The following is a 17,629-nucleotide window of genomic DNA, read 5'->3' on the forward strand; positions in this document are numbered from 1 at the left end:
TCTTTTCTTTCTCGTATCATTTGAATAACTCCTATGAAATAAAATTCTATACTTTTAATTTTACTTCATAATTCAGTAAAAACAAAGACTGCTGACACTTTGTCAGCAGTCTGCAGAAAAAAGAGGAAGATAATCTTCCTCTTTTTTCTTGCTTTCATTGACAAAAGTTAAAGTAAAGTTATATGATAATGTTGCTTTATTTTAAGATAAGGAGCTGATTGTATGAGCAAGGTTGTAGTAATTGGTGGAGGTCCAGCAGGGATGATGGCTGCCATTACAGCTGCAAAGAAACATCAAGTTATTCTATTAGAAGGTAATAATAGATTAGGTAAAAAGCTTTATATTACTGGTAAAGGAAGATGTAATGTCACAAATGCCAAAAATATAGGAGAATTTTTTGATATGATACCTGGCAATCCGCATTTCCTCTATAGTTCTCTATACACTTTTACTAATGAAGATACAATGTCTTTTTTTGAAAAGGCAGATGTTAAATTGAAGATTGAAAGAGGAGATAGAGTTTTTCCAGCATCAGATAAATCATCAGATATTATAGGTGCAATGAATAGAGAACTAGAAAAAGCTAAAGTAAATATACAGCTTAACTCAAAAGTTGTAAAATTTGAAAAGGATGGACAAAAAATTCTTCATGCAGTATTAGAGGATGGTAGAATTATAAAGGGTGATTATTTTATCCTGTGTACTGGCGGCAAATCATACCCTCTTACAGGATCTACAGGAGAAGGATTAAAATTTGCAAAAGCTTTAGGACATAATATAATTGAACCCAAACCATCCTTAGTTCCTATTGAAATAGAAGAAGGTTGGGCAAAGGAACTTCAAGGATTGTCTTTAAAGAATGTGGAATTAAATATATATGAAAATAAAAAGTTGGTGTTTAAGGAATTTGGAGAGATGTTATTTACCCATTTTGGAATATCAGGTCCTATTGTTTTAAGTGGAAGTAGATATATTAAAAAAGGAAAAAATTACACTGTTTCTATTAATCTGAAGCCAGCTCTTGATTATAAAGAATTAGATAATAGAGTACAAAAAGATTTCCAAAAGTTTATTAATAAAGATTTTAAAAACTCTCTTGATGAACTGTTACCTAAAAAACTTATAGATGTAGTTATAAAGTTAAGTGAAATTCCTGAAAATAAAAAAGTAAATACTATTACAAAAGAAGAAAGAAAAACGCTAGTTAATCTGTTGCAAGATCTAAGCTTAACAGTTAAAGGACTCAGACCAATAGAAGAGGCTATTGTTACTGCCGGTGGGGTTGACACAAAAGAAATTGATCCATCTACTATGAAATCAAAAATTATTGATAACTTATATTTTTCAGGAGAAGTTATCGACGTCGATGCTTATACTGGTGGATATAATGTTCAAATAGCATTATCTACTGGATATTTGGCAGGAATAAAAGTAGGAGAATAGGTTGATATTTTAAGATTAAAATAGAAAGTGGCCATATCTACCTTCTTATTAAGAATGATGTTTAATAATAAATGACAATATTAATTAATAAAACTTATTACCTAAATTAATTATAAAGTTTTAAGGAAAAATTTGTGTTATAATAATTTAGTATGAATTGGAGAAAGGTGGAATAACGGTGAGACTTTCAGTTGCTATTGATGGTCCTGCTGGAGCAGGTAAAAGCACAATTGCTAAAATTGTTGCAAAAGAATTTAATTTAATGTATATAAATACTGGTGCTATGTATAGAGCAGTAACTTTAAAAGCTATAGAAAATAATATTAGTCCTGATAATATAGAAGCCCTATGTACAATTATAGAGGATATGGAAATGCATTTTGAAAATGATGAACTGTATCTTAACGGTATAAATATAAATGATCAAATAACACTACCAAACATAAGTCAAGAAGTTTCAGCCTATGCTTCAATTGGTGAAGTTAGAATTAGACTTGTTAATATGCAAAGAACAATGTCATTAAAATATGATGTAATAATGGATGGTAGAGATATTGGTACAGTAGTTCTAAAGGATGCAGCATATAAGTTTTTTCTTACAGCTACTCCTGAAGAAAGAGCTAATAGAAGATATGAAGAATTAAGAAATAAAGATATTGAAGTAAATTATAATCAAATATTAAAAGAGATTATAAGAAGAGATTATGCTGATTCTCATAGAGAGATTGACCCTTTAAAAAAAGCTGAAGATGCTATAGAGATTGATACTACTGGTTTATCAATTAACGGAGTAGTAGAAAAAATATGTAGTTATATTAAAAGTCATAAAAATATATAAAGTGAGGAAAAATATGAGAAGAGTAATTCTTGCAGAAAGTGCTGGTTTCTGTTTTGGAGTACAAAGAGCTGTAGAAGAAACCTTGAAGATTCAAAAAGAGTTCAATAAAAAAATATATACTTTAGGTCCACTTATACATAATAATGATGTAGTTAATATGTTGAAAGAAAATAATATCTTCACAATTGAACTAGAAGATATAGATTCATTATTTGAAGGTGACATAGTTGTAATACGTTCTCATGGAGTATCTTATGAAGTAATGGAGAAATTGTCCCAAAAAGGGTTAAAGGTAATAAATGCAACCTGTCCATATGTTACTAATATTCAGAAAAAAGCAAATAAGTATTATAAAGAAGGATATAAAATAGTTATAGTTGGTGATAATAATCATCCAGAAGTTATTGGAATAAATGGATGGTGTGAAAACTCAGCAATTATAACTAAAAACGGACAATTTGATGAACCTCTTCCAAATAAAGTATGTGTTGTTTCTCAAACTACTGAAAAAGGTGAGAATTGGAATAAGGCACTACAGGTTATTATTTCTTCATGTAAAGAGATTCTTGCATTTAATACAATTTGTTCAGCTACAGAAGTGAGACAAAAAAGTGCTGAAGAATTATCAAAAGAAGTAGATGCTATGATAGTTATTGGTGGGAAAAATAGCTCAAATACTACTAAACTATATCAAATATGCAAGAAAAACTGTAATAAAACTTATCATATTGAAAATTTTAGTGAACTACCTGAAGAATTAATTTGTGATGACACTATTGAAAAAGTAGGTGTTACAGCTGGAGCTTCAACTCCAGACTGGATTATAAAGGAGGTTATAACTAAAATGTCTAACAATATTGATGAAGTACAAAATGAACAAATGGAGCTTATGAATCAACTTGATAAAAAGATTCATATAGGGGAAAAAATTAAGGGTGAGATCCTGTCAGTTGATAATAGCAGTGTTATAGTAGCAATTGAAGGATATAAAGCTGATGGTATAATTACTTCTTCTGAGCTTTCAATTGATCCAAATGTGATTTCTGACTTGAAGAATAACTTTAAAAAAGGAGATATTATTGAAGCAAAAGTATTAAGGCTTCAAAATGATGATGGTTATGTAGTTCTATCTAGAATAGAGTTAGAAAAAGAAGATTCCTTAAATGACATACAAAATATATTTAATCTTGGAGAATATATTAATGTAAAAATAAAAGAAGTGGTAAATGGCGGCTTAATTACTAATTATAATGGTATTAGAATTTTCATACCTGCTTCACAAGTAGATATAAGATATGTAGAAGATTTAGATTCATTTGTAGGCAAGAATATTAATATAAAAATTATAGAATTCAATAAAGAAAAAGGACTAAAAATTGTAGGATCTAGAAAAATAGTATTAGAAAAAGAAAAAGCTGAAAGAGCGGTAAATACCTTAAACTCATTAGAGGTTGGAGCAATTATTAAAGGTGTTGTAAGAAGATTTACTGATTTTGGAGCTTTTGTAGAAGTAGCTGGGATTGATGGGTTAATACATATTTCTGAAATATCTTGGGGGAAAGTTAATCATCCATCAGAAGTATTAAAAATAGATGAAGAAGTAAGTGCTAAAATCATTGGTTTAGATATAGAAAATAAGAAGTTATCTCTTAGTATAAAGGCTCTAACGCCTAATCCATGGACTGATATTGAAGAAAAATACCCTGAAGGAAATATAGTGCTTGGTAAAGTTGTTAGAATTAATGATTTTGGAGCTTTTATAGAACTAGAACCAGGAGTTGATGGATTAGCTCATATTTCAAAGTTATCATTTCAGAAAATAAAACATCCATCTGAAGTTTTAAAAATTGGAGAATTTATTAAAGCAAAAATCCTGAATGTTGATAAAGATAGTAGAAGAATTAGTTTAAGTATAAAAGATATTTAAAAAGCAGAGCAAATTATTAGCTCTGTTTTTTTATTATTGATATATAATTTATACTTTATTAAAATAGAATAGTAGTAAAAATAAGTTTAATTTGGGAAAATGTTTACAATTTTTCGATTTTTTAAAATTTGATTTTATTGAGAACTTATTGTTTTCAGTGATGAAGTTATATTTGTATAAATGAATAAATGTAAAGGGATGTAATTATGTTTATAGTTAAAAGATTTTCTTATAGAGCTTTAAAGGATATTAAAAAACTATCTGTTAATTCCAAAAGATTTAGTATACTAAATGAAAACTTTTATAACCACTTTACATCACTTTCTATAGTAAAAAAAATCTTTATAGGTTCAAAGGTTAAGTTATTTACCTATAATAAAAGCATCATAGGTTATATGTGGTATGAGGAAATGTATAATAAAGCATACATAATAAGAGATTTAGTTGTTAATTCCGATTATGAATACAACGTAAAATTAAGTTTAAAAGACTATTTCAAAAAGGCATTATTCATATATGAATGTATAAATGAAAAAAATAATAATAAAGTTCTAGTATCGCTAGGTTTTAATGAAAGGAATGAAACTTATCTTTTAGTTAAAGAAAACATTTGCAATGAAAGTGAAATAGATATTGAAGGTGTTTGTTTTGAATGTTTTATAAGGAATAAGCATGAATATATTAGGTGTGACCTTCAAAATTCTATATTTGAAGCTGAAACAAGAGTACCTTTATCGGTAGAAGATATATTTTTTGATGAAATACAAGAATATTATTTAGATGATTGTTCAATTTTAATGAAATTAAATCATAAATATATTGGATATGGTCAAATAATATGTAGCAATAATATGTATACTATAGTAAATCTAGGTATTATTAGTGAGTTTAGAGGACTAGGATATAGCAAAATGCTGGTTAGAAACTTAATAAATATAGCTAATAAAAAAGGAATAGATAAAATATACATTAGAGTGAATAAAAACAACCAAATAGCTAGAAGATTATATGAATCTTTAGAATTTAAATATATTAATAAAATAATAACTTGGGAACAATAAGAGCGAATAGATATCGAACCTAGTATAGATAATACCACTTAAATCTTTAAACAATTCATGAAAATAAAAGTTAATAGGCATTGAGCCTACTAATTTTGATCTCAATTTCACTTTATAAAATTGCACCAAATAAAAGCAGCTTTAAGTAGCTGCTTTTATTGTTTTGTATGTGTTAAGTTAAATATTAGTTAATTTATTGTATTCGCTAAAACTAACTAAAATAGAGTATCAGTTGGTACATAAGAAGATTTTGTATATAGGATATTGTCAGTTAAATGATTTTTGAAATAAGTTCTATCACTTATTTCACGATTATTTGAATTTGAATCAGTATTTTGTCCATTATTGTTATCAGAATTTATAGATTTTAAATCATACATATTTATCCCTCCCATAGTATTATTCCAACTGACAATGATTTTTATAACTTTTAGTAATATTTTTCTATCTTTGACAAACGGTATGTCTCTTATTGTCTAAAAACATAAAATTCTCTGTTGAAAAGCGAACCCTTAGAGAAAAAACTCAATATAATATCGTATATTATAAAAAATATATTATATTTTTCAAAAGAAAATTCTCTAATTTATTTTTTTGAGCGGGGATTTTTATCTTCGTTTTTATTTTCAAAGGAGGATATTTTATGTATAGAGTTGTAATTGATCCAGGACATGGAGGCTACGATAGTGGGGCAATAGGATTTGGACTTTTAGAAAAAGATTTAAACCTAAAAGAAAGTTTGTATTTAAAGGAAGAACTAGAAAGGTCCGGAGTTGTTGTAAAATTAACAAGGGAAAATGACAGTTATGTATCTCTAAATGAAAGAGTCAGTATAGTAAATGCTTTTGGAGCTGATTTAGCAATAAGTGAGCACTTTAATGCAGGTGGGGGAACAGGGTTTGAGGTTTACCACAGTATCTATAGTCCAATAGGACAACTGGGAAATCTTGTTGCTTCATTGATAGCAGCAGAAGTATCTAAAATCCAAAATTTAAGAGGGGATGATGGTGTATTTACAAAAAAAGGAAGCGATGGAGATTACTTTTTCTTCATAAGAGAGACAGATCCAACCGCTATTATTACAGAGGGTGGTTTTATAGATAATGAAGAGGATATAAAGAAATTATCTAATGATAATTGGTTAAGACAGTATGCTGTTGCACAAGCAATTGGTATTTGTAAATACTTTAATATTCCCTATGTACCTTATATACCTGAGCCAACTCCAGAACCACCAGTACAATATGGAGTAGTTACTGTTTCTGTATTAAATATTCGATCTGGAGCAGGAACTCAATATGAGGTTTTAGGAACTCTTAATAAAGGTGAAAAAGTTAAAATAGCAAATCAAGTAGGAGACTGGTATAGTATCTATTGGGGAGATCATGGAGGATTTGTCTATAGCAAATATATTCAAGTTATAACAGAACAATATGGAGTAGTTACTGTTTCTGTATTAAACGTTCGCTCTGGAGCAGGAACTCAATATGAGGTTTTAGGAACTCTTAATAAAGGTGAAAAAGTTAAAATAGCAAATCCGGTAGGAGACTGGTATAGTATCTACTGGGGAGATCATGGAGGATTTGTTTATAGCAAATATATTCAAGTTATTTAATAATGGTTAGTATTCCTAATTACTAACCATTATAATTAAGTGTTTCATTATTGATAATTACTAATTTATTTATATATTAATATTAAGAAAAATGATGATAAAAAAGTGAGATTTATTCTCACTCTTTTATTTTTTTAAAAAATAATATATAATATATGAATTGTAGAAATGAAAACTACAATAAAGCAACAATGGATAATATTCAAAGTAAAGAGGTGTATGAACAATGAATAATTACAAAAAAGTAGAGTTTAATGTGAATAAAAATAAAAGAACCTATCAAGATATAGAAAAAAACGTTACAATTGAAGGGAATGGAAAAAAGTTCGCAATAATCACTTATGGCTGTCAGATGAACGAAGAAGATTCTGAAAAACTTTCAGGAATGCTTAAAAGAATTGGTTATGAAAAAACTGAAAATAGAGATGAAGCATCTATTATTATATTTAATACATGTTGCGTAAGAGAAAATGCTGAAAATAAAGTTTTTGGGAATCTCGGTCAACTAAAGGCATTAAAAGAGAAAAAACCAGAACTTATTATTGCAATATGTGGATGTATGATGCAGCAAAAAGATATGGCTGATAAGATTTTAAGTACTTTCCCTTATATTGATATAGTTTTTGGTACTCATAATTCATATAAATTCCCTGAATACTTAAATAGAGTTAAGCAAGAGGGAGTTCAGGTAAAAGAGATAATAAATAAAGAAGAAGAAATTGTTGAAGGAATTCCTGTTGATAGAAAAAGTACAGTAAAAGCTTTCGTTACAATTATGTATGGCTGTAATAACTTTTGTACATATTGCATAGTTCCTTATGTTAGAGGAAGAGAAAGAAGTAGAGAACCTGAAAATATAGAAAATGAAATTAAGGAATTAGTATCTCAAGGGTATAAGGAAGTAACATTACTAGGACAAAATGTAAACTCATATGGAGTGGGATTAGAACCAAAGATTACATTTGCTGATCTTTTAAGAAGAATAAATGAAATAGATGGCCTTGAAAGAGTTAGATTTATGACATCACATCCAAAAGATTTAACTGAAGATGTTATTATGGCTATCAAAGAATGTGATAAGCTATGTGAACAAATTCATCTTCCAGTTCAAAGTGGATCCTCAAGAATATTAAAAGAGATGAATAGAAGTTACACAAGGGAACAATATCTTGAGTTAGTTAAGAAGATAAAGAAGGAAATACCTGACGTGGGTATCTCGACTGATATAATCATAGGATTCCCAGGAGAAACAGAAGAAGATTTTCAGGACACTTTAAATTTAGTAAAAGAAGTTGAATATGATTCAGCATTTACTTTCATCTATTCCAGAAGAAAGTATACACCAGCGGATAGAATGGAAAATCAAGTTCCTGATGAAGTAAAACATGATAGATTTAATAGATTAGTTGAAGCTGTAAATGAAATAATTGGTAGGAAAAATTCAGAATATGATGGTAAGGTTGTTGAAGTTTTAGTAGAGGGAACAAGTAAAAATGATGAAACAAAGTTGATGGGAAGAACTAGAAATGCAAGACTTGTTAACTTTGTAGGTAATAAGGAGAACATAGGTAAATTAGTAAATGTTAAAATAACAAAGGCACAATCATTCTCATTATTTGGGGAAGAAGTATAAAAGCTCTTTTAAAGAGCTTTTTAAATTATAAGGAGGTTTTATGATGGGGTTAACACCTATGATGAATCAGTACCTTGAAATAAAAGAAAATTACAAGGACTGTATTCTTTTCTTTAGATTAGGTGATTTTTATGAGATGTTTTTTGAAGATGCTGAGGTTGCTTCTAAGGAGCTAGAGCTTGTACTAACAGGAAGAGATTGTGGTTTAGAAAAAAGGGCTCCAATGTGTGGTATTCCTTATCATGCATCAAACTCCTATATAGGAAGATTAGTAAGTAAAGGATATAAGGTAGCTATATGTGAACAGGTTGAAGATCCTGCTGCTTCAAAAGGAATTGTTAAGAGAGATGTTATAAAGATAGTTACTCCTGGTACATATAACGATAGTAATTTTATAGATGAATCAAAAAATAACTATATTATGTGCATTTATCTAGATGAAAATAGTAAAAAAGCATCTATAAGTACAACAGATATATCTACTGGAGAATTTTTTAATACCTGCTTTGAATTTAGAGGAAACTTAGTATATGATGAGATATCAAAATTTTCTCCAAATGAAATAATTATAAGCTCTAATGCTGATAGTGACTTTATTAAAGAATTAATGTTATATACTAGTGCTCTAATTACAAGAAGATGTGTAGATTATTTTAAAATTATTGAAGAAGATTTATTATTTAGCCATTTTGGTGAAGAAGTGAGAGAATTAGACGATACATCAGGTGGAAGCGCATATGCTCTACTAAAGTATGTTATAGAAACACAAAAGATGGCATTAAGCAATATAAATCATATAGAAATTTATGATATAGTTGACTATATGATTATAGATGCAAACTCTAGAAGAAACCTAGAGCTTGTTGAAAATATAAGGGAAAAAACAAAAAAAGGTTCATTGCTATGGGTATTAGATAGAGCTCAAACTTCCATGGGAAGTAGACAGTTAAGAAAGTGGATTGAACAGCCTTTGATTTCAAGAAAAGAAATTGAAAAAAGGTTGGAGGCAGTAGAAGAACTATATAATAATCCTTTTGTGTTAGAAGAAATAAGGGAAGCTTTAAAAGAGATTTATGATATAGAAAGAATTATAGGTAAAATATCTAATAAGAACGTCAATGGAAAAGATATGGTGTCCTTGAAAATTTCATTAAATAAAATTCCAAAAATAAAAGAAACATTAAAGGCATGCAATTCAAGTTTATTAAGTTACTACTTCAATGAAATAGATGAAATGGAGGATATAAAAAACTTGTTAGAAAATTCAATTTTAGATGATCCTTCAATTACTTTAAAAGAAGGTAATATAATAAAAGATGGTTACAGTGATGAGGTTGATCAATTAAGAGGAGCTAAACTTCACGGTAAAGAATGGATTGCAGCTTTAGAAAATCAAGAACGGGAATTTACTGGAATTAGATCATTAAAAGTAGGATATAATAAAGTTTTTGGGTATTATATTGAAATCTCTAAAGCTAATTATTCATCTATACCTGAAGGTAGATATATTAGAAAACAAACTTTGGCTAATGCAGAGAGATTTATTACGCAGCAGTTAAAAGAAATGGAAGATAAGATACTTGGAGCAGAGGAAAAGCTTACAACATTAGAATATGATCTTTTTGTTGAAATAAGAGGCGCAGTAGAAGAACAAATAAGCAGAATGCAAAAAACTGCGAAATTTATTTCAGAATTAGATTGTTTAACTTCTTTTGCTTTAATTGCTCTTGAAAATAATTATATAAAGCCAATCATAAGTGAAGGGGATGTAATAAATATAAAAGATGGTAGACATCCTGTGGTGGAAAAGGTAATTCCAAGAGGTGAGTTTGTTTCAAATGCTACTAATTTAGATAATATTGAAAATCAGCTACTTATCATAACAGGTCCTAATATGGCTGGTAAATCAACATATATGAGACAGGTAGCATTAATTACCCTAATGGCACAGATTGGTTCCTTTATCCCTGCTTCTTATGCAGAAGTATCAATATGTGATAAAATATTTACTAGAATTGGTGCCTCTGACGATTTGGCTGGTGGAAAAAGTACTTTTATGGTTGAAATGTGGGAAGTTGCTAATATTCTTAAGAATGCTACAAAAAATAGCTTGGTTTTATTAGACGAGGTTGGTAGAGGAACTAGTACTTATGATGGGTTAAGTATAGCATGGTCTGTGATTGAGTATTTATGTAATAATCAAAATATGCGATGTAAGACCCTTTTTGCAACACACTATCATGAATTAACTAGGTTGGAAGAAGAAATCAAGGGAGTAAAAAATTACTCTGTAGCTGTTAAGGAAGTGGAAAATTCAATACTATTTTTAAGAAAAATAGTAGAAGGTGGCGCTGATCAGTCTTATGGTATTGAAGTTGCTAAACTTGCTGGATTGCCTGAAGAGGTAATTAATAGAGCTAAGGAAATATTAAAGAATCTTGAAGATAATTCGGTCTATTCTAGCAAGTCTGAAATAATAAAGGATAGCAATACTACTAACCAACCTGTAAAAGAAGCTGCCATTACTGAAGAACAGGTAGCTATTGAAAATAGTGCTCCTAAAGTAAATAAGAAAAATATAGAAGAGAACGTGCAGCTTGATTTCTTATCCCTATCTAAGGAAAACTTAATAAAATCAATTGCTAACCTAGATATTCTATCTATAACCCCAATAGAAGCTATAAACAAATTATATGAATTAACCAAACAAGCTAAGGATCTTATATAAGGTGGTGATACCTTGAAAAGAATAAATTTATTGGATATAAATACATCTAATAAAATTGCAGCAGGAGAGGTTGTTGAACGTCCCTCTTCTGTTGTAAAGGAATTATTAGAAAATAGTATAGATGCAGACTCTAAAAATATAATAGTTGAATTTGAAAATGGGGGAGAATCTCTTATTAAGGTAGTAGATGATGGCCACGGAATTCATCCTGAGGATGTTGAAAAGGCTTTTATGCCTCATGCTACAAGCAAAATAAATAGTGTAGAAGACATATATTCAATTAACACCTTAGGATTTAGAGGAGAAGCACTTCCGAGTATTGCTGCTGTATCAAAAATTCATTTAAAAAGTAAAAGTAGTAATTATCCCTTTGGTAAAGAGATAATAGTTGAAGGGGGAAGTGTGAGGGCAGTAAATCAAGTAGGTATGGCTCAAGGAACCCATATTGAGGTTAGAGACTTATTCTTTAACGTTCCTGCTAGAAAAAAGTTTATGAAATCATCATCTAGGGAATCGGCATTAATAAATGAGATTGTAAGCAGAATAGCAATTTCTGCTCCAGATGTATCGATAAAACTTTTTAGCAATGGCAAGAAGGTTTTTCATACCTATGGAAATGATAATCTATTAGATGCTATAAGAATAATTCATGGAAAAAACATAGTTGAAAATCTTGTTTATTTTGAGAATCATTCAGATGTTATTTCTGTTTACGGCTATATAGGAACAGAAGACATAAGTAGAGGTTCAAGAAGTAATCAAATAATCTTTGTAAATAAAAGATTTATTAAGAATAAATTAGTTACAGCTGCCGCAGAAAATGCTTTTAAATCCTTTAGTACTGTTAATAAATATCCATTCTTTATTATATTTATTGATTTATATCCTGAATTTGTTGATGTAAATATTCACCCTACAAAGTCAGAAATTAAATTTAAGGATGAAAGAAGTTTATATAAAGTCGTTTTTGATGCAGTGCATAATGCGTTAAAGAAGAGGGTTTTTGATTCATTTACTTTGCCTGAGGAAATAAAAAAAGAGAGTGATTCAATTGAAGAAATTACTTTTAATTTCTCAGCACCTCATGTAAAAGAACCAAATAATGCGAAGATTTATGATAAAGAAGAAATAGCACCTAAAATTGATAATACATTTTTTGTAAATGATAAAGGTAATAATTATAATGGTAATGAAGTTTTCTCAAATGATAAAAAAATTGAGGTAGCTTTACCTGTTGATTTAAAGTCAGTAAATACGGAAACAATATTTGATAAGGAACTAGCATCACAAGATGGTAAATCACCTAATATAGATATACCAGTTGCTAAGTTTCCAAATCTCAGGATTATAGGTCAATTTAACAAAACTTATATTATAGGAGAATATGAAGATACATTATACCTTATAGATCAGCATGCTGCTCATGAAAAAATACTCTTTGAAAAGTACTTGAAAGATATAGAGAATTCTCAAATAGTAGTTCAGCCTCTTCTTGTACCTTGTATTATTGATTTATCTACAGATGATATAAGTTATTATGAAGAAAATAATGAAATATTTAAGAAAGCTGGCTTTAGTATAGAGTGTTTTGGCGGTAATACTATAAACCTAAAAGAGATACCATACTTTTTAGGTAAGTTAAATCCAAGAAATCTTTTTTTAGATATAATTGATAATTTAAAGAATCTTGGTACTGGAAAGACTACAGAAGTGAAATATAATAGGATTGCTACTATGGCTTGCAAAGCTGCTGTTAAGGCGAATGATTTTTTAACTGAAAATGAGATGCAGAAATTAGTTGAAGATTTAAGATATATTAATGATCCATTTCATTGTCCTCATGGCAGACCTACCATAATTAAGTTTACATTAAATGAACTAGAGAAAAAGTTTAGGAGAATTCAATAAAGGAGAGGTTTATGAATAAGGACTTATTAGTATTGAGTGGTCCAACTGCTGTTGGTAAAACTGAAATATCAATCAAACTTGCTAAATTACTTAATGGAGAAATAATTTCCGCTGATTCTATGCAAATTTATAAACTTATGGATATTGGATCTGCAAAGATATCGAAAGAAGAGGCACAGGGTGTACCCCATCATATGATTGATATAGTAGATCCTTCACAGGAATTTAGTGTTTCTGAATATAAATACATGACTGAAGAGATAATAAAGGATATCCATAGTCGAGGTAAACTACCTATGTTGGTAGGGGGAACAGGATTATATATAGACTCTATAATTTGCAATCTAAATTTTACTGATAGTGCTAAAGACGATGATTATAGGGAATATCTTTGGAGACTTGCAGAGGAAAAGGGTAATGAATATATACATAGTATGCTTAAGGATGTTGATTTAGAGAGTTTTAATAGTATCCATGCTAATAATAGAAAAAGAGTTATTAGAGCTTTAGAGGTTTATAAAACCACTGGAAAACCCTTCAGTGCATATAAAGCTGGTGAAGAACTTTATGATGTACCGTATAATGTACATTATTATGTTTTAACAATGGATAGAGATAAACTATATAGTCGCATTAATAAGAGAGTAGACATTATGATGGAAAAAGGCCTATTAGAAGAAGTAAGGAAGCTTAAGGAAATGGGCTTTACTGCTGATATGCAATCGATGAAGGGTATAGGCTATAAAGAAATAATACATTATCTTGAGGGCAATCTTTCTTTGGAGAAAGCTGTTGAGTTGATTAAGCAAGGCAGTAGAAATTATGCAAAAAGACAGCTAACTTGGTTTAGAAAAGATCCAAGAGTACAATATATAGATAAGGATTTATTTAAAACTGATGATCAAGTGGTAAGGAAAATAATAGATGACATAGTAATGCAATAGCATTATAATATTATTATATATTTTTTTGAAAATTTGGAGGGTGAGATTATGAATAAATCAACCAATAACCTACAAGATATATTTTTAAATGGAGCTAGAAAAAATAAGATTGCTGTTACAATATACCTAACAAATGGATTTCAATTAAAGGGTTTTGTAAAGGGTTTTGACAGTTTTACTGTTGTTTTAGATTGCCAAGGAAATCAAATGTTAGTTTATAAACACGCTATAACTACAGTTACACCAGCTAAACCAATACTATTTAATAATTCTCAAGTTGATGAAAGTTAATGAAGAGTTACATAGGCAAGCAGATACTGTTTGCCTAATTTTTATGCTTATGATAATATATCTTTTGTGTAATATTTTTACTGGAGGTCAAATATGCTTGAAATTACTAAAGATTTATTAAAGAAAAGCTATAATATAAGTGAAACAACACTTAATTTATTTGAACAAGCTATGAAAGATGTAGAGGAACAATTTCAATTATATGATGAAATAAGAGAATTTAATCAGTTAAAAGTGCTAAAAGCTCTTCAAGAAGAAAGGATTAGTGATTCTCACTTTACAAACTCATCTGGATATGGCTATGGAGATATAGGTAGAGATTCCCTAGATAAGGTATATGCTAGAGTATTCAATACTGAAAGTGCATTAGTTAGACCACATTTTGTTAATGGAACCCATGCTATTGGTGCTGCTTTATTTGGAAATTTGAGACCTAGAGATACCATTTTAGCAGTAACTGGTAGTCCTTATGATACACTTCATAACGTTATTGGTATTAGTGGCAATGAAAATATAGGATCACTTAAAGAATATGGAGTTAATTATAAGCAAGTTGATCTAACATCAGAAGGTAAAATAGACTTTAAGAAAGTAGAAGAAGAGCTTTTAAAAGATGATTCTATTAAGTTAGTACATATGCAAAGATCCACTGGTTATGGGTGGAGAAATGCTTTTTTAGTTTCTGAACTTGGAGAGGCAATTAGTTTTATAAAAAGCATAAGAGATGATGTTATTATTTTTGTTGATAATTGTTATGGTGAACTAATAGATACTATAGAGCCTACAGATGTAGGAGCAGATTTAATTGCAGGTTCACTTATTAAAAACATTGGTGGAGGTATTGCACCAACTGGTGGTTATATAACAGGTAAAGCAAAATATGTAGAGCAAGCTGCTTATAGACTTACTATTCCAGGAATAGGAGGAGAGTGCGGTTCAACTTTCGGAATAATGAGACAACTTTATCAAGGATTATTCTTAGCACCTCACGTAGCTATAGAAGCTGTAAAAGGAGCAATTTTTTGTGCGAGAGTAATGGAGCTTGCTGGATTTGAAGTATTACCTAAATATAATGAAAAAAGAAGTGATATTATTCAAGCTATTAAATTTAATAATCCTGAGAAGCTTATTCAATTCTGTAAGGGAATTCAAAAAGGATCACCGATTGACTCCTTTGTTGAGTGCGAGCCTTGGGATATGCCTGGTTATAACGATCAAGTAATCATGGCTGCAGGGGCCTTTATACAAGGTTCATCAATAGAATTATCTGCTGATGCACCAATAAGGGAACCGTATATCGCATACCTTCAAGGTGGACTAACACTTGATCATGCAAAGATAGGAGTTCTTATTGCTCTTTCTAATATATTAAATATAAACTAAAACCAAACAAATCTATTTAGTTTTAGCCAGATTTCATTAAGTGAAAATATATAGTAAAAAGAACGGAAAAATTCCGTTCTTTTTACTTTTTAATATGATCTAAATAATCCTACTAATTTCCCTAAGATTACACAGTCATCAACTATGATTGGATTCATACTTTTATTTTCAGGTTGTAGCCTTATATGATCTTTTTCTTTATAAAATCTTTTAATTGTTGCTTCATTTTCTATAAGAGCAACTACTATATCACCGTTTTTTCCTACTGGATTTTGTTCTATTATAGCAAGATCTCCATCCTGTATGCCGGCATCTATCATGCTGTCACCAGTAACTTTAAGCATGAAGAGTTCTCTATCATGTTTAACGTATTCTATTGGAATGGGAAATATATCTTCTATGTTTTCAGTAGCTAAAATCGGAAGTCCAGCTGTAACTTTACCAACAATAGGTATATGAATCATTTCTTTCTTTGGAGCGGACAATTCAGCAATTTCTAATGCTCTTGGTTTAGTTGGATCTCTTTTAATAAATCCCTTTTTTTCAAGTCTCTTTAGATGTCCATGAACTGTTGATGTAGATTTTAAAGCAACAGCTTCACAAATTTCTCTTACTGATGGAGGATAACCTTTTGCTTCTGTATACTGTTTTAGGAACTCATAGATTTCTGTTTGTTTATCTTTATTGTGATCTGCCATAATATGTACACCTCTCAATCTAAATTTGATTATATCATAATAAAATTTAGATATCAAACTTATGTTCTCATTTTTTCGTTGATTATATAAATTCGTTTTGCTATAATGTACTAAGCAAATTTATTAAAAGAAGGAGTAGTACTATGAAGGAAAACTGTATATTTGATAGTTCAAAACTATGTAATGACTGCAATCAATGTGATTTATGTGATATATTGCCAAACAAAACGTGTAATAATTGTGGTAAATGTCTTGAACAAGAGGGCGTAGATATTAGAGCTATAAGAATTGAAGATATAGCTAAGAATTCTGAGGAGAATGAGTTTGTAGAGGGTGAACTAGACGATATAATAGATGACACAAATGATGACATAGAAGAAATAGAAGAGAGCGAAGAAGATTACAGTGTTGAAAGTGTAACTGAAGATGTTGAAAGTGTAACTGAAGATTATGAAGATGCTTGGGATCATATAGAATACCTTGATGGTCTTCAGGATGTATTAGATGATGAGGTTAAGTTAGGAGAATTAACACAAGAACAATTTCCTGGTTTATTAAAATTTAAGAGAAGAGATTAGTTAATAGAGTGGGAGAGTTAGAATCTACCATTTTGTTTTCTGTGTTTTAATAAAGTGAAAACTGAGTAGACATTAAATCTTCTGCTGTTGCATTAATACAATAACAGCCTATTGACTCTTATAAAAAGGCAGTCATATGAATTGAAAATACAATTCACTAACTGCCTTTTTCTTATACATTACTGATTATGAATATTATTCCATTAAATTTATATAGACTAATTCCATATTAAACGAAAGCAAAATTTTCAATTTTGCGAGTACTAGCCTGTTTTAAAATATTCAATAAAATACTCATCATAAGCTTCAAGTAAATTAGAACGGATTATTCGAGTTAGCATAAGCATTGAGTACTTTACTTTAGTATTTCTAGCTTTACATCTTAGATAAATTAACATATAAGTTATTAATGCTGAGAATATTTGAATTCTTATCGCATTTTCGTTGTATCCTATAAATTTCTTTATTTTAAGATTTTGTTTTATCCATTTAAAGAAAACTTCTATTTCCCAACGGTTCTTGTAGATTGCAATTATATCTTCTTTCGATAAATTGAAAATATTAGTTATAAATGTTACTGGC

General features: G+C 29.4%; 15 protein-coding genes. 12 read left to right on the top strand and 3 right to left on the bottom strand.

What is annotated here, in order from left to right; genetic code table 11:
- Positions 1–222 precede the first annotated feature (222 nt).
- From CPJCM30710_RS16775 to CPJCM30710_RS16790, 4 genes are all read left to right on the top strand, one after another.
- Positions 223–1,443: a BaiN/RdsA family NAD(P)/FAD-dependent oxidoreductase gene (locus CPJCM30710_RS16775; protein ID WP_212905309.1), complete on the top strand. Its 1,221-nt coding sequence runs from the start codon at positions 223–225 to the stop codon at positions 1,441–1,443.
- Positions 1,444–1,621: 178 nt separating this feature from the next.
- The gene (gene cmk / locus CPJCM30710_RS16780; protein ID WP_407645009.1) at positions 1,622–2,281 is read left to right on the top strand and encodes a (d)CMP kinase; all 660 of its coding nucleotides are present in this window, start codon (positions 1,622–1,624) and stop codon (positions 2,279–2,281) included.
- Between the two features lie 13 nt (positions 2,282–2,294).
- Positions 2,295–4,208, top strand: a complete 1,914-nt coding sequence (locus tag CPJCM30710_RS16785) for a bifunctional 4-hydroxy-3-methylbut-2-enyl diphosphate reductase/30S ribosomal protein S1 (protein ID WP_212905310.1) — start codon at positions 2,295–2,297, stop codon at positions 4,206–4,208.
- Positions 4,209–4,414: 206 nt separating this feature from the next.
- Positions 4,415–5,269, top strand: a complete 855-nt coding sequence (locus tag CPJCM30710_RS16790) for a GNAT family N-acetyltransferase (RefSeq protein WP_212905311.1) — start codon at positions 4,415–4,417, stop codon at positions 5,267–5,269.
- Positions 5,270–5,484: 215 nt separating this feature from the next.
- Here the strand turns inward: CPJCM30710_RS16790 and CPJCM30710_RS16795 are convergent, their stop codons facing one another.
- Positions 5,485–5,649, bottom strand: a complete 165-nt coding sequence (locus tag CPJCM30710_RS16795; RefSeq protein WP_212905312.1) for a hypothetical protein — start codon at positions 5,647–5,649, stop codon at positions 5,485–5,487.
- 263 nt (positions 5,650–5,912) lie between these two features.
- Between CPJCM30710_RS16795 and CPJCM30710_RS16800 the strand changes: the two genes are divergently transcribed.
- The 7 genes from CPJCM30710_RS16800 to CPJCM30710_RS16830 all read left to right on the top strand — a co-directional run bounded on the left by CPJCM30710_RS16800 (position 5,913) and on the right by CPJCM30710_RS16830 (position 15,771).
- Positions 5,913–6,884 (top strand): N-acetylmuramoyl-L-alanine amidase, encoded by a 972-nt coding sequence (locus tag CPJCM30710_RS16800; RefSeq protein WP_212905313.1) that lies wholly within the window; start codon positions 5,913–5,915, stop codon positions 6,882–6,884.
- Between the two features lie 226 nt (positions 6,885–7,110).
- Entirely contained in the window at positions 7,111–8,517 is a 1,407-nt protein-coding gene (gene miaB, locus CPJCM30710_RS16805) for a tRNA (N6-isopentenyl adenosine(37)-C2)-methylthiotransferase MiaB (RefSeq protein ID WP_212905314.1), read from the top strand.
- A gap of 43 nt (positions 8,518–8,560) precedes the next feature.
- Complete coding sequence (gene mutS, locus CPJCM30710_RS16810) at positions 8,561–11,245, top strand: DNA mismatch repair protein MutS (protein ID WP_212905315.1); 2,685 nt, start codon at positions 8,561–8,563, stop codon at positions 11,243–11,245.
- A gap of 12 nt (positions 11,246–11,257) precedes the next feature.
- Positions 11,258–13,153 carry a DNA mismatch repair endonuclease MutL gene (mutL, locus tag CPJCM30710_RS16815; protein ID WP_212905316.1) on the top strand — a complete coding sequence of 632 codons (1,896 nt, stop codon included), beginning with the start codon at positions 11,258–11,260 and terminating at the stop codon, positions 13,151–13,153.
- 11 nt (positions 13,154–13,164) lie between these two features.
- Positions 13,165–14,097, top strand: a complete 933-nt coding sequence (gene miaA / locus CPJCM30710_RS16820; protein WP_212905317.1) for a tRNA (adenosine(37)-N6)-dimethylallyltransferase MiaA — start codon at positions 13,165–13,167, stop codon at positions 14,095–14,097.
- A 45-nt stretch (positions 14,098–14,142) separates the two neighbouring features.
- Positions 14,143–14,388, top strand: a complete 246-nt coding sequence (hfq, locus tag CPJCM30710_RS16825) for an RNA chaperone Hfq (protein WP_212905323.1) — start codon at positions 14,143–14,145, stop codon at positions 14,386–14,388.
- Between the two features lie 93 nt (positions 14,389–14,481).
- Positions 14,482–15,771 carry a methionine gamma-lyase family protein gene (locus tag CPJCM30710_RS16830; RefSeq protein WP_212905318.1) on the top strand — a complete coding sequence of 430 codons (1,290 nt, stop codon included), beginning with the start codon at positions 14,482–14,484 and terminating at the stop codon, positions 15,769–15,771.
- 89 nt (positions 15,772–15,860) lie between these two features.
- On the opposite strand, the gene lexA is transcribed toward CPJCM30710_RS16830, so the two are convergent.
- Entirely contained in the window at positions 15,861–16,469 is a 609-nt protein-coding gene (gene lexA / locus CPJCM30710_RS16835; RefSeq protein WP_212905319.1) for a transcriptional repressor LexA, read from the bottom strand.
- Between the two features lie 143 nt (positions 16,470–16,612).
- Between lexA and CPJCM30710_RS16840 the strand changes: the two genes are divergently transcribed.
- Positions 16,613–17,047, top strand: a complete 435-nt coding sequence (locus CPJCM30710_RS16840) for a hypothetical protein (RefSeq protein ID WP_212905320.1) — start codon at positions 16,613–16,615, stop codon at positions 17,045–17,047.
- Between the two features lie 263 nt (positions 17,048–17,310).
- Here the strand turns inward: CPJCM30710_RS16840 and CPJCM30710_RS16845 are convergent.
- A partial coding sequence (locus tag CPJCM30710_RS16845; protein WP_212905321.1) for a transposase occupies positions 17,311–17,629 on the bottom strand: 319 nt, incomplete at its 5' end.

This window comes from Clostridium polyendosporum (assembly GCF_018332455.1).
GTDB classification, from domain to species: Bacteria; Bacillota; Clostridia; order Clostridiales; family Clostridiaceae; genus Clostridium_AY; species Clostridium_AY polyendosporum.